Origin of the sequence: Natronococcus jeotgali DSM 18795 (assembly GCF_000337695.1) — an archaeon.
Taxonomy (GTDB): Archaea; Halobacteriota; Halobacteria; order Halobacteriales; family Natrialbaceae; genus Natronococcus; species Natronococcus jeotgali.
Genome location: NZ_AOIA01000103.1, coordinates 16,982 through 30,522, shown reverse-complemented (window position 1 = coordinate 30,522; position 13,541 = coordinate 16,982). Strand labels below are relative to the sequence as shown.

The 13,541-nt window shown below is 48.9% G+C and carries 10 protein-coding genes and 3 pseudogenes; 4 read left to right on the top strand and 9 right to left on the bottom strand.

Annotated features, from left to right (window positions below; translation table 11 throughout):
- Positions 1–18 precede the first annotated feature (18 nt).
- The 3 genes from C492_RS23715 to C492_RS10700 form a co-directional block, all read right to left on the bottom strand.
- Positions 19–210, bottom strand: a complete 192-nt coding sequence (locus C492_RS23715; protein ID WP_152424888.1) for a hypothetical protein — start codon at positions 208–210, stop codon at positions 19–21.
- A gap of 302 nt (positions 211–512) precedes the next feature.
- Positions 513–800 (bottom strand): tyrosine-type recombinase/integrase, encoded by a 288-nt coding sequence (locus C492_RS25330; RefSeq protein WP_160166990.1) that lies wholly within the window; start codon positions 798–800, stop codon positions 513–515.
- 491 nt (positions 801–1,291) lie between these two features.
- Positions 1,292–3,235: a DUF2254 family protein gene (locus C492_RS10700; protein WP_008423364.1), complete on the bottom strand. Its 1,944-nt coding sequence runs from the start codon at positions 3,233–3,235 to the stop codon at positions 1,292–1,294.
- A gap of 643 nt (positions 3,236–3,878) precedes the next feature.
- Between C492_RS10700 and C492_RS10695 the strand changes: the two genes are divergently transcribed.
- Both C492_RS10695 and C492_RS10690 read left to right on the top strand, forming a co-directional pair.
- Positions 3,879–4,298: a hypothetical protein gene (locus C492_RS10695; protein WP_008423362.1), complete on the top strand. Its 420-nt coding sequence runs from the start codon at positions 3,879–3,881 to the stop codon at positions 4,296–4,298.
- A gap of 6 nt (positions 4,299–4,304) precedes the next feature.
- Complete coding sequence (locus tag C492_RS10690) at positions 4,305–4,508, top strand: helix-turn-helix transcriptional regulator (protein WP_008423360.1); 204 nt, start codon at positions 4,305–4,307, stop codon at positions 4,506–4,508.
- 349 nt (positions 4,509–4,857) lie between these two features.
- Here C492_RS10690 and C492_RS10685 read toward each other — a convergent pair whose 3' ends face one another.
- Positions 4,858–5,388, bottom strand: coding sequence for a hypothetical protein (locus C492_RS10685; RefSeq protein WP_008423358.1), 531 nt, complete (start codon positions 5,386–5,388; stop codon positions 4,858–4,860).
- Entirely contained in the window at positions 5,389–6,453 is a 1,065-nt protein-coding gene (locus C492_RS23700; protein WP_152424886.1) for a hypothetical protein, read from the bottom strand.
- A gap of 292 nt (positions 6,454–6,745) precedes the next feature.
- Between C492_RS23700 and C492_RS10680 the strand changes: the two are divergent.
- Positions 6,746–7,606, top strand: a pseudogene (locus C492_RS10680) (IS5 family transposase).
- A gap of 147 nt (positions 7,607–7,753) precedes the next feature.
- Here the strand turns inward: C492_RS10680 and C492_RS22925 are convergent.
- The 4 genes and pseudogenes from C492_RS22925 to C492_RS10665 all read right to left on the bottom strand — a co-directional run.
- A complete protein-coding gene (locus C492_RS22925; RefSeq protein WP_152424885.1) occupies positions 7,754–8,410 on the bottom strand; it encodes a HalOD1 output domain-containing protein in 657 nt (218 codons plus the stop codon).
- 879 nt (positions 8,411–9,289) lie between these two features.
- Positions 9,290–9,790, bottom strand: coding sequence for a hypothetical protein (locus C492_RS10675; protein ID WP_152424884.1), 501 nt, complete (start codon positions 9,788–9,790; stop codon positions 9,290–9,292).
- An 814-nt stretch (positions 9,791–10,604) separates the two neighbouring features.
- Positions 10,605–11,015, bottom strand: a complete 411-nt coding sequence (locus tag C492_RS10670; protein WP_008423353.1) for a hypothetical protein — start codon at positions 11,013–11,015, stop codon at positions 10,605–10,607.
- Positions 11,012–11,764: pseudogene (locus C492_RS10665) on the bottom strand (ParA family protein); the annotation flags it as partial. The gene C492_RS10670 and the pseudogene C492_RS10665, both read right to left, overlap by 4 nt.
- A gap of 1,023 nt (positions 11,765–12,787) precedes the next feature.
- On the opposite strand from C492_RS10665, the pseudogene C492_RS25910 reads away from it, so the two are divergent.
- Positions 12,788–13,051 (top strand): annotated as a pseudogene (locus tag C492_RS25910) (DUF7386 family protein).
- Positions 13,052–13,541 lie beyond the last annotated feature (490 nt).

Sequence of the window (13,541 nt, the reverse complement as noted above, 5' to 3'; positions counted from 1 at the left end):
CTTTCTTGAATTCAGAACTTATTTTTCTAAATTCGCTGTTCTTATTTGCGTGACCGAGGACTCTTTTTTATGCCCTCCAGTCAGATCGGTAATAGAGATATTTGAATTCTCACTTGCCGCTCCTGTTTGTGATAAACCAGCAGTAGCCGCGCCACTCACACCGATTGATTTCAAGACCGTCCGTCTTTTGAATGTCTTTCTATCAGACATATAAATACCATATACTCTATAATATATAAACCATGCCATTTTTGAATGCTAATTAGTAAGTCATGCTAAAGAGTGGCATTGATAGGGCATAGAGAGCTGAAGTGTGTGCGGAGTAACTTGCGTTGGTTCTCCTATGCCACTGTTTGCAAAAAGCAGCTGCATGTTCATACCTACAGCGAATTTTTCTATGAGCTACTTTAAGCCCAGATTGTAATTCAGACGCTTGAGCAGGTTGGAAAGGGGACTATAGTGCCCTTCCATCCGTTCCAAAGATACCGACGTAGCAGTCGAACCGTCTCAGACTAGTGTTCGAGAGTCGCTGGCGGTGGTGAGCCTTTCTGAATAGCACTCGGGAGATAGACGGTTCCGTTTTCGAGATCTAAGTGATCCACGTCGAGAGCGCACAGCTCGCCGGCGCGAAGGCCAGCATCATAGAGCAGTGCGACGATCACCTCATTCCAATCCTGAAGGTAGGGTGCGACGACGTCAAATAGACAGACGTCCCGAAGCCGTTCAACCTGAGTCGGCTTGAGCCGTGTTTGGGCGCGGCTGTACTCATCAGAGTTCTCAACGTCGGGATTGCTTGCCATGGGTTCTGTAGACGACATGGCTTTTAATCCGGGAAGGGTGAATCAGTCGGTCAACGTCGCAGTTTGTGACGAACTCAGACGCTCGCCTGAAAGTATAACACACCACATAGAGGGTTGCAAGAGAATGACGGTTGGTGTCACCGCTTTACCGGAGACAGGGGCTTCTCTGGATTCCGTTACATGGAGCATGCGAACCTAACGCTGTCTCTTCCATCAGCTAACAGAGATGTTGAGAGAACTGTGCTGAATACACAGCGCATGTGTAGCAGAAAATCATCCTGTAGAAATGGATTTTGAAGCCAATACGGTACCTGCTGAAACGGTCGAAAACCCTGAATAGTTCGAAAAATGTTGACTAATTGGAGTGGAAACAGACCGGCTGTCACTTCGCCGAGAACTGGTGGGTTTTTGCGAATGATGAACGTCAGTTCTGATGCTGCCTCAAGCCGAACAGTCCACTGGCGAATCACCGGACGGAAAGCAACGGTTGACTACTGGTCGTCGATTATCTCTTCGATATCGATGTCATGTTCCTTGTAGATTTCCTCGATACGTTCATTTACTTCCTTATGACTGTGTTCCTGCCACTCGTAAAGCGAGTGAAGCTGTTCGATAATCATGTCACAGGTGACATGATCCCGTTCCTCGTCTTCTGGCACACGTTCCAGACATTCCTCAAGAGCGTCGACGACTACGAGTACTACCTCCGGATGCCGGTCCATCACAGTTCGGCCTAGAACTCCGAGATCGTGATAGCCATTCCACACATCGTTTTCCACCGCGAGTACAGCACTGTCACAAAAGAGTTCCACCAATCCAACACCGATGTCGTCCACTTCATCGGGGTCCAGGGTTTCAATAATATCACCAAGGCCGATCGGCCAGAAGAATGACACCTCTACACCATGTTCTACGGCATTGTCGTGAATTCGTTTTTGCCTACGGAGCGTGTTATTGATAAATAAGTTACTGAAAGGGTCAACCTCCTCATCCAGTGCCTCTTGCACGTATTCTGTACAGATCTGTAGTGCTGTCCGAACTGGTCGTTTGAAATTACGCTCCGTCGCTGCCTCGGCGTAGTCCTCTAGGAACGAAAGCCGGTCTGTGAACATATCCCGGCTTGATATAAACCACATCCGCTCATCGTGTTCTTCATCGGAGAGTTCATCCATCCCTTTGTACGCATCATTAAGCACAATGTGCTTCTTCTTCCGGGGCATACTGGCGATTTCAGCCTCAGCAACCTCTTGTAGCGCATCGCCGTAGGATTGGAACACAGACTCATACTCGTTCTCGACAATATCTATTCCGGTTTTGTTAAAATGCTCTATAACTTCGTTCATCCATCCTGCTTCTCGGATTTCAATCAATTGTATAATGACGTGCGAGATGTTGACGATATAGGCGTTCAGGAACTCGACGCTGTCCGTGTTCAATATCTCTTGGTAGATCTGCCGCTGTAGATGGAGAAAATAGTTGCTGATGGCTTCTGCTTCATCATTTGAGAGAGTTGGATCTCCTTGTTCCTTCCGCTCTTGGACATCTTCTAAGTACTCAATTTCCTTGCCGAACAGGAGATCCATCCATTCGCCGAACAGGTAGATATCGTTTTCTCGGACAGTTCGAATGATGATTTTCTGAATGTCCACAAACCGGTCTCGTTGATCTGTCCCGCGAATCCGTCCCTGTCGATACTTCTGCACGATTTCCCTGGGAAAGCTGTCTAGGATACTCCGTTCGATGATCTCCAGCTGGCTTCGTGGCTGCAGCCAACGAATCAGGTTGTATAGGTAGGCAATGAGATAGAGCAGACACCAAACCAGCGCGAGGAACGAATACAGGAGAAAAAACCCGGCCCAGTCAGCAAAGAACGAGAGTACAGCGACGTTTGCGGCAATAGATAGAACGTATGAAGTGAGGAGGAGTTTGATGAAGGTTGATTGGAGCACCGATTTTGCGATTCGCGGTGTGAGCCGCCGCGAGTAGTATTCGAGACCCAGCAGTGTGAGGGAGATGGTGATTGCGAAGATTGTGGCCAAGATCTGAGCGTTCATCCGCAGCACGTTCTCCGGCGATTCTGGTTCGCTGACAAAAACACCGGGAACGAAGATACTTGCCCCCAATATTAGGAGTAAAGCAATACCGCCGTATGCCAGAATACGGTATTCAATGCGGAATTGATGGACATACCATCGAACAAAATAGTACCGCCCCAGCACCTGGTCAGCAAGCCATCCCTGGTTCTCGACGCTGTTCGCGAGAAACGCGAGGAAATATCCGGAAAGCATCAATAGGCCGCCGATTTCGGCGGCCCACGGAAACTCAGTGAATTCCACGTATTGACTGAGGTCTTCGATTATGAGCAGAAACCCAATCAGGACTGAAGACGCAGCAGAGATCGCTAATTTTCCATGCAATGAAACCCGCGGAAACATACCTGTTAGCGAACCGATTCAAACTCGGGACGGTAAAACTTAGCTGTCTACGACTGATGCACGTTCAATAGAATACTTATAGAGGGTGTCATACAATAGTTCTCAAGCAACATTATTCTCGGTCAGGTAGGATGGATAAAACACGAGAGCAGCTCAAACGCTGGTGGAAGCGTAGAATGAGACTGCTATAATCATCAAATAGCGGGTGTGAGACGTATTCTATGACACCCTGTACTTATATGTAACAGGCGTTTCATCAAAACCACGGCTGGGAGATAGAGAACGGCGGAGTTTGTGTTAAACTCAGACGTTCGTCTGACAGTATGACATGCAACATAGAGAGACTGCAAGAGAATGGCGGTTGGTGCCGCCGTTTTACGAAAGGAACAGGGCTTCTCTGGATTCCGTTACATGGAGATGCGCGTACAACGATCCCGAGGTGACCGACGAGTTGCCGGCAAGCCCGCTCGAGTCGCCTGCCGATCCCGAGGGCTTTCGCTGGTCCTGATGTGTAGGGACGGCTGATTCGCCCGTTCTCCACCGATTTGTCATCCCAGGTTCTCCGAAACGGTCGATCTCCGAACAGCCAATAGATTTAATATCGGGTGTAAAGTACACTTTACTGTAAAAGGTGCTTTACACGATGAACGCTACCCTCAACTCGGTCGGTATCGACAAACGGGCGTACGAACGGATCGTCTGGATACTGGTGGGTCTCGGCTGTCTCGGCCTCTGGTCGGGGATCTACCTCGATGCACAACTTGCCGGCACGATCACCTACCTCGTGGCAGCCTGGGCCGCGATGGGAATCGCGTTCGGCTTGCCGCGCGTCACCGAGACCAAACTATCCGACGAACGCGACGAAGCACACCATAACCGCGCTAGCGGCCTCATGTTCTCGATCGCGGCGATCGTAACGATCAGCGTCGTTCCGGCGCTCTACGTTCTCGATGCCGGCGGCTACTTCACCATTACGTCGACGATGTGGGGCGGGATCTACGCCATGTCGGCTCTCGCACTCCTCTACGGATTTTGCTACGGAGTCGTACTCTGGCGCAACTAACGATCTATGGAAAATCAAGTCACGGAACGTCGGAGCGAACGGGGGCTGAGTCAGGGTGAACTCGCCGAGGCTGTCGGCGTAACTCGTCAGACAATCAACTCGATCGAGCGCGAACGGTACGATCCGTCGCTGGAGTTGGCCTTCAAACTGGCGACGTACTTCGACTGCCGCGTCGACGATCTGTTCGATCCGAAGCTCAACGACGAGTAACGGCGACCTTGGACACGATTCTCGAGTACTCCGGAGTTAGGTAGATTGCCTCGAAATCGACGGCCACAGGTCGGCTCTCGTATCGAGTCGTTCCGCTCGAGCCGCCTACGGATTCCAAGGACTTTCGCTGGTCACGAAAACCGAGGGGAGGATTCACTGTTGCCAGTATAAGTCGTGTACTCAACTGATCCGTTACGTAGGTGTGCGAACCTAACACGATTAGTTCCATCAGAGCATGTATTCAACAACTAATCGGACGAGCACAGGTAGATTGGTGACTCAACAATTCTCTGCCGCATGATTGAGAAGGCTCGACTCTCTGTGTTGTTCTCTGTCTGTAGTATAGTTTCTATTCTGTCACTCTCTCCCAAAGATCCTCAACTGCTGACACTCCGCCGTTGATTTTACCCTTGATCTCATCCGGATCCTTAACCAATTTTCTTTGCAGAGAGCTATGAACGATCTCATTTCGGTGTTTTCGAATTTGGTTCATTTGACCATGCGTTCCAGGGCCCACAATTCCACTGTGCATCAGAATCTTCTGCCGCTGGCTCTGACTAACCTTACTCTCGTAATACTCGGCGGACGAAGACGTTGAACTCACCTCAGTATCTGTTAATTCCTCTGATAGCAGAATGATCGATAGTTCCTCTATGACTGCTGCAGTCATCGTAAAGAACGTAAAAAGCTGTATGCTTTCGTCTGCGTTAAGGAGATAGTCTCCCTCTTCCGTTCTCTGCTTTCCGTCTAAGTCCTCTATACACCCTATTGCCTTTTCTTGAAGAGCCTTAACCTCCTGTTCTGGATTAGACTTTAGCTGTCCGCGATACAATTCTCCGTAGCCGTCATAATTTTCGTTATTACTGTTCTGATCTTCCATTTATGCCTCTTGATATGCTTCGAATATATTAGTACCCGTGTTATTATTCTGAATAGACAAACACCACGCAGTCCCATCATTTGAGAGAGAGCCACGAACTGGACCAACAGAATACGATTCTTCCCAGAGTATATCCCCTTTTTCGACGAGATATGCCTTCCCACTCATCGTTGTGATGAGGACTCTGTCGCCAGTTTCGTCGACTTGTATTGACCTCTCGTCTAATACCATGCCTTCAATTTCTGCTTCCCAGCGTACGTCTCCTTGCGTGTTGATGCATCTCAATGCTCCGAAGATGTGTGAGACGATTGATGTACGATCCTCAGAGACAGAGATGAATCCACCTTCATCTTCGGCCTCCCACTGTACGTTTGATGCTGTAAGTACGCCGTCTTTTCTGAAAAGTTTGCTACCGTTTGTGCTATATGATATAATCGACCCATCGTCTAGCCCCGCGGTAACACAATCGTTCTTTGAATCGAGAGCGATTCCGATCACATCTACCTCGGTTTGTTCAAACCATTCTTTTTCTCCCCATTCGTAGAAATAAACACCTGAATATCCAAACTGAGATAGCGGTTGATCGTTGCGACGATAGTGTCCTGCGCCTACAGCTATTTTACCACCTTTAGGCCCACATGAAATACTCAGACCAACTGAATCATTTAGAGGCTCATCCCAGACTTTTTCTCCATCTTCAAAACACACAGCACTACCAGGCCCCTCGACAGGCTGAGAAACCGCACATACTCGACTCATATCATCTGATAAGTCAATGTCCCATAATCCTGCGTATGACTTTCCCCAAGATTCAGTTCCCTGAAACTTATAGATCTTTCCATCATCCATGAATCCAATAACGCCTGCAGGTCCATTCTCTGTGATGTGAATATGTGATGCGGACATGCGTGTCTGTGTGTCCACACTTCCTGTCTCCCCCGACTCTGTGATTAGGTTGATTCCTCCACGGTCTTTGCTAATTGCATACAGCGAGCCGGACTCAGAGGTTCCGGTAATTAGGCTGTAGTCGCTATCTTCTTTTGCTAGGACTTTTTCGGCTTCCATGGTTGAAGGCGAATTATCGTTGTTGGTCGATGAATGAATACATACTTTCCGATACCCTAAAACGATCTGTTCGCCTGCGTTATCTTGTTTTCAACCTTTGTGCTCAGCTCAGTGCTATTCGATTTCTCGAGATGATTTGTCTAATTGACTGGTGTACTAACTTTGACTACACTTAGCTTGTTGACTACTCTTTCTGGGCCTTGTTTAGACGCTCAAACGTTAGCAGTGTAGAGTCAATCGAACTCGTATCGCTGTGCTAGTAGCTCGGAGGAAATACCAAACCTACTAGGAAGTGAAGCGGGACGGGTTCGTTGTGTACACGAAGACCTCCCGCTTCACAGAGAAGGTTGTGTCGCTCGCCCAAAAAGCCGTCGTTGGACCGCCAGCTCCCGCCTACTGTCCGGGAGAAGAAGGCTACGCTGACTGGGTGATTCTCGCCGTTCAGGGGTTGAAAGAGTATCTCGGCCATCCGTACCGGAAGCTGATGGACGTCCTCCGCGAGATGCCGAGAGTGACGAAATCACTCGGTTTGACGCCTGAAACGGTTCCTCACTTCTCGACAGTGTGTACACGAAAGCAGGAGATCTCGATGAAGCGGTGGCGAGCGGTCCTCGATCAATCCATCGAACTGTATGATCTCGGTGATGTGCAGGCGATCGACGCAACCGGTGTCGATCGCGTTCAGGCCAGTCAGCACTACGCTAAACGGACGGACTACACGTTCGAGGCGGTGAAGACGACGCTGCTCATTGATTGTGAAGCCAGTGCAATTCTTGATATATACTGTTCGATGAAACAACCGCACGATACACAGGTCGGCTGGCAGGTGTTAGTGCGGAATCTCGGCGAGTTGGGGACTGTCACTGCCGATAAGGGCTACGACTGGGAGGAGCTTCGCACGAGATTACGTGCAGAAAGTATCACACCGCTGATTCCGCAACGAGATCCTGGGATGCGAGGGTAGGCGAGAAACTTACTCATCAGGGATCGAGCGTATCACCAGCGTTCGAACGCCGAATCGGTGTTTTTCGGTCTCCGGCGCAGATACGGCGATACGCTCTGGTCGAGAACTTGGTTCGGACAATTCCGTGAACTTGTCATGAAATCCGCCGTCCGCAACATCGAACGCGCCATAGAGGACTCACACCTATGAAATCACGCGTTCAAACAAGGTCGAGGTGATCTATTCACTATGAAAACGACAAATTACTATCTTCAGTTAGATGTAGTTGGCATCCTGATAACATTATTCTAACTTTCACATATTAATCGAGCTGAATGCCCAAGTTGTTATCTTTACTCACCTACCATTGACTTGGGTGTGCAGATTCTGCGCCAGTTGTCCATCAGTGATATCGGTAACGGCTACTAGGACTGTGCGTTGGCCATGAATTGACTCAACCGGAAGAATTCGCGCATCAAAGTAGCGAGTTCCTGCTGGGACCTTGAGTTCAAATCTGACTGATTGCTCTTTGCCATTTTCCAGACAGCTAGTTATGATTGGTTCGACCTGTGTGGCTACCTCGGGCGGAAGTATTTTAGAGATAGAACTGCCAATGATTTTATCAGGTTTTTCGTATAATAACACTGAATTTCCTGGTTTCATTAGAATATCTTTATAAATTCTATTCTCATCAATAAGGAATACCATGTCTGCAAAGTCAGAGAAGAGCGAACCAGAGGGATTATTCTGATTGCTTAGCTGTTGGTCATCAATTGTTATTTGGCCTAATCCATTAACAGTTACCTCGCACCCTGGGACCTGGAACGTAAGTTTACAGCTCTCAGATCCATTCGAGACTACAGCCTCTAGAGCGTGGGGATCGATATGGTCTGACAGATTATACTCCAACTCGTCTAGTTTCACGCCCTCATGAGTCGCTAACCTCGAAACCAGTTTGGCAACAATATACTGTGTCATTTTTTCCCCATTCTCTGTTCCATGGATTCGTTCCACAGCGTCGAAGGCAACTGATCACGGGAAGCTAACAGAATTCGAAACACGGCTTCTGGTTCCTCAAACCGCGGACCCCGTTGAACACAAAATGGGTCGTTCGACCATTGAACGTATCCTCCCTCGGCTAATTTCGGGAGATGCGAATGTTTGAGGACGAGTGCATACTGCTTGGAGTCTATGGACATGGCCGGTACAGTTGCAGCATCAGGCAATGGTAACCTTCGCCCTTCCGGGGAGTTTAGGAGGGCAAGAATGATTTGCCGCCTCGGTCCTGCGGCGAGCGTATTTGCTAACTGATTCCAGCACTCGATAGTCTTTTGCGACTCGCTGTCGAAGTACATTGGGCTGCGCTATTAGTTGCCAAGCCACTCTATAAATTTGTTGGGCTCTTGTGAATCACTAGACGGCATCCTGATTTGATGTTAAACTACAGACTACTATGTGTGAAAAATTTTTGTGATCGTTCTCAGCAGTAGCTATCTCCTCAGCAATCTCGATTGGTCCTCATCAAAGGCAGTTGCAACGCACGCTCAACAACCGCAACCCGACGTTCTATAGCGATTCACCAGAGCCAATTGATTATATTCAGGCGATCGATGTAATCATCTACTTCATATTGTTCCGACACCAGTCAGTACCGTACGTAGCGATAGCTGTTCTGGGTACTACTATAATCTCGCCTTCACGGCCATTTCGGTGGTCAGCACGAATACGATCTCCGTTCCCGGGAAGAATTCTGTAACGTTATCAAACACGTCTACCGGAACAGCAACCATCAATTCAGCATCCGGAACGGCGATGCCACAAATAGAGACCTGAAGTGTGGATGTACGGTTGGTTTACCGAAATCGAGGTGAAAATAATTCTACGAACGTAGTTCTATGACATCCCCTCTTCTCGATCCTGGAGCTCGTTCTCAACTAACTCCTCAACGACGGCCGGGAGATCGTTTTCGAACGTGAGACGGATATTCTCCCGAAGGTCCTCAACTTCTTGCTCCAGCTCGTCGATCCGATCGTTCAGCCCCTCGAGTGTCTGTGGCCGATCTCCTCGATCCTCCAAGGCGTCGATCTCCTCGAGCAACTGCTGCCCGTCCTCAGTGAGCCCCCAAACGATTGCGTTCTGACCGCCGTGGTTCACTTCCTCGCGGTCAACCTCAACAATCAGCCCCTCGCTCTCGAGCCACCGAAAATGGTACTGGGTGCTCCCCACCGGGATCTTGGTCCCGGTCTCGGTCTCGACTGCCTGTCTGATCTCAGTCGTGTTGCCTTCGCCGCCGACTGCTCGGAGCCCCTTGAGTGCCGACCGGCGGATGTCTCCGAGCCGCTCAATCATATCCTCGGATCCGTCCGACCTCTCGCTTTGCTTATGCTGGCTCATAGCAATAATAACCGGCGCAAGGCCAATAAATATTGCGTCGGTTATCTGCCTTACCGAATACATAGGGTGGATTGAGCCAACCACCGGGCGGATAGGCCGGGCGGAACAAGAATCCAGGACTTATCAGTCACTCGATAATGGTGTGGCGACGCCGAAGTCGATATCGTCTCGAGGGATATGGCTTGAGGAGAACGACAGCGAAGAGACTGCATCCAGGAGGTTGTTTATATCTGGCTTTACTCTGTGATTCTCGAGAACGTAGCAGAGGTACCATGGAGTGGTTTCCTGTGATTTCCTAATAGCTGTCAAAACTCGCAGCTGAATACGGAGACTATATTCAAAGAAGTTTGTCTGGATCAAAAGACTCAGTACAGTTATGGCATACAACAACAGATCTGCCTTTGTGGACGCTATTCTTATACTGGCAATGTGGACATTTGATTTTTACAATATCGGACATTATTAGATAATATATTACAGGCATACTTGAGGATTGCTACTGTTACAGGGTGTCATAGAATACGTCTCACACCCGCTATTTGATGATTATAGCAGTCTCATTCTACGCTTCCACCAGCGTTTGAGCTGCTCTCGTGTTTTATCCATCCTACCTGACCGAGAATAATGTTGCTTGAGAACTATTGTATGACACCCTCACTGTTAGCCAAGCTATCGTTCTTCAGAAAGGCACTAAAGAGGGAACAGAATCACAGCACAGTAACGAAATAGAGATTTCCACTGTGTATTATTAAGACGTGTGAAAGGTTCGACAGCAATCATTCTCTAGTACTCTGGCGGGGATGGCAGTACTATCTCAGTACTCGAGTTTCTCGAGCAGCTCCTGGACCTCCTCGGGAGTGGCACTTTCGAGGCGATCCAAGCCGTACTCAATCACGAGCGGGTAGTGGTGACGGTTCTTCTCGAGACTCTCACCGAACTCTCGCTCATACTCTGCAGAGATTATCTTGTAGCGAAAGTTCATCTCGTCTCGCTGCTCCTCTGGGAGGTAGAGATAGGTGCCGACCTGCTCATCTTTGAGCGACGTCGATTTGTGCGAGCTATCCGTCTCTCCCGTCTTGGATGTCTTTTCCGTTTTGGACGTCTTGGACGGTTTGGATTCTTCAGACTCTCGGTCTTCTGAACCCGATTCAGACTCAGCCTGCGATTGGACCTTCTCCTTGGACCGGTTCCGTCGTTCACGGAGCCGACTGGCACGATCACTCATGCTTGGACCACCTCGGAGTCCGGCGGTGACGCAAATCCAAACTGCGAATCGAGACTCTCTGCGATGTTCAAGAAGGCCTCACAAACGTCGGCTTCATCATTGTATTTGAAAATTGAAATACCTCTCTCGAGGGCACACTGGATGTCCGCCCGTTCACGAACCTCCCAGACCGGGACGTCGTCATAGGACTCGTTGATCCACTCGACCATCTGCTGGGCCTGATTCTTCCGGACGTCAATTCGATTGACAACGACACCGACCTCGGTGATCTCGATCTCGTAATCCGCCTCGAGGAGGTCGACATGATCGTACAGAAGTTTGAACGCACGCTTACTGGTCGACTCTGCCAGCGCTGGTACGAGGATATTCTGGGCTGCATACAATGCGTTGTCCGTGAGGTTCCCGAGGTTGGGCGGACAGTCAATGATGACGTAGTCATAGTCATCCGCGACGTACTCGAGGACGGCATTGAGTTGCTCTCCGCTGCGACGCGAAAGCGTAAGCTCCGGTTCAACCGCGGTCATATCGATGTTCCATCTCCTCGTGTTCACGGATGACCTCCGTCACGTGCGAGCGCATCTCCGCATCAGTCAGGCAGTCGAATAGCGTTGGGGCTCGTCATCGTAGACCTCTGGCATCCCCAGGTTTTCCGTTGTATTCCCCTGTGGGTCGATATCGGCCAAGAGAACATCCCGGTCACACTGGTTAAGTGCGTCAGCAACGTTGATCGCTGCCGTCGTCTTCCCGTCGCCACTTTTCTGCTAAGCCATACCAATTTTGGCTGTCTCGTCTATACAAATCGTATTGTATCTACCAAATGTAAAAGTGATAGAATAAATATCAAACCTGTAATGGGAGGTCAAAATAGTATAGCGGAAGCAGTGGAATAAGATTAAATCCCGGCAAAACAGAGAGTGGAGCCCGCCTCTCGTTACTCTCCCTATAGATACCTCTCCACCACTACACATCGCCACTGCGACCTACTCCACGCCAACATGTCTCCCTCCGCACAGTGGACTCCCCAAAGCGAGCAAGAGAGGCTGTCATAGAATGGTGCGTACCGATTGTGTTGACCCCGGCGAGCGTTACATACAGAGAAACCACATACGTTTCACACTCAAGAAAGTCGATTCATAAGGAGGGTTGCTACTTTTCCAGCAATCAGCATACTGACTACAAATGCTGCAGCAACGACTATGAGTCCTGCAGCGGAGGTAACAAACCAATCAAGCTGAAGACGGGTGAGNGTAAAGGACATACATAACAGGTAGACCGATTAAGAAGACGGATCCGAAATATACCGCACTGGATATCGCCAGCGAGTAGCGGCTTTTCACGAGGGTTGATGTCATATTGTTATACTTTAACAGTACATCTACATAATACTTCTCCAGGGGTGATATAGTAGTACCGCTCAGTTCGCACATCTACGTAGTGTTTGGTTAGATAAAATAAATTATGAAAATAACTCCACGAGAATAGTTCTATGACATTCTCCCAAGACTCTATTCTCAGAGGAAAATCTGTAGTATGATGTGACCTCCAAAGTAGATCTGCGATGTATATCCCAGGGGTTTAACGTCAATGTATACAGCTGCTCCAATGTATGTGCGGCTCACGTATTCAACGGAACTCTGATGTGCATAGATCCCGGCTATGACAGCCGTTACAAACGCGGCCACAGTGCTGTCGACAACGTCATCTTATCCCAGAGGTACCCTTTCTAACCCGAGACCAACGGTTTTGAGACCCCTGTATGCACATCGATTGATATGGGAACCGACCGGACAACGCTGCGACTGAGTGACGAACGAAAGCAGCTCCTCGAAGATGCGGCGGGGATCGTCGTGGACGGTCCCGAAGATGATCCACCGCGGTCGGACGTAATCGATGCGGCGCTAACGCATCTGATCGAATCGGAGCAGAACACCTAGGACGCTCGTGGGGAGCACCCACCACATGTGATCCAGTCGACCGCGAATACCAGCGTCATCGGACTCCGTTATCGTACTCAAGTTGAGAGTCGTTGGCGCTGAATCGGCTCTTATAGAAAGCCCTTGTCATATACCTGTAAAATAAATATAGATAAATAAATTAAGTGTCCTGTGGAGACCACACTGGATTTACTAATACATCTTTATAAATTTCAATAGTATGTATTGATCCAGAATCGTCGATGACTGTTTTGGAGAACGTCTTCACGCATCGAGAACAGGCCCTAATTCGGACTTTTCCTTTTCCTTTTTTGCTCTCAAAATATTTCGATTCTGCATGACCCAACAAATAACATCTAATGGACATTTCCTTAGTGTAGATACGTCGTAGTTATAATAGTACTGATTAGAAGTCCTAACTGTGATGGTGGCCTTTCACTCTCATCGTTACGTTCACAAACCTACATACTAGCTGATTCACCGACATATGGCCTGAAGCTAATTCTTGAGAAGACCTATGAAAATCCTGAGTTCTATGACATCTTCAGATAAAGGGACGGAATTCCGTGAAAAACAGCATTCAAGACAGAGT

What these genes read in the sequence shown, in the direction of transcription:
- C492_RS23715 (WP_152424888.1), bottom strand. Translation starts at nt 210, where the DNA reads ATGTCTGATAGAAAGACATTCAAAAGACGGACGGTCTTGAAATCAATC.
- C492_RS25330 (WP_160166990.1), bottom strand. Translation starts at nt 800, where the DNA reads ATGGCAAGCAATCCCGACGTTGAGAACTCTGATGAGTACAGCCGCGCC.
- C492_RS10700 (WP_008423364.1), bottom strand. Translation starts at nt 3,235, where the DNA reads ATGTTTCCGCGGGTTTCATTGCATGGAAAATTAGCGATCTCTGCTGCG.
- C492_RS10695 (WP_008423362.1), top strand. Translation starts at nt 3,879, where the DNA reads ATGAACGCTACCCTCAACTCGGTCGGTATCGACAAACGGGCGTACGAA.
- C492_RS10690 (WP_008423360.1), top strand. Translation starts at nt 4,305, where the DNA reads ATGGAAAATCAAGTCACGGAACGTCGGAGCGAACGGGGGCTGAGTCAG.
- C492_RS10685 (WP_008423358.1), bottom strand. Translation starts at nt 5,388, where the DNA reads ATGGAAGATCAGAACAGTAATAACGAAAATTATGACGGCTACGGAGAA.
- C492_RS23700 (WP_152424886.1), bottom strand. Translation starts at nt 6,453, where the DNA reads ATGGAAGCCGAAAAAGTCCTAGCAAAAGAAGATAGCGACTACAGCCTA.
- C492_RS10675 (WP_152424884.1), bottom strand. Translation starts at nt 9,790, where the DNA reads ATGAGCCAGCATAAGCAAAGCGAGAGGTCGGACGGATCCGAGGATATG.
- C492_RS10670 (WP_008423353.1), bottom strand. Translation starts at nt 11,015, where the DNA reads ATGAGTGATCGTGCCAGTCGGCTCCGTGAACGACGGAACCGGTCCAAG.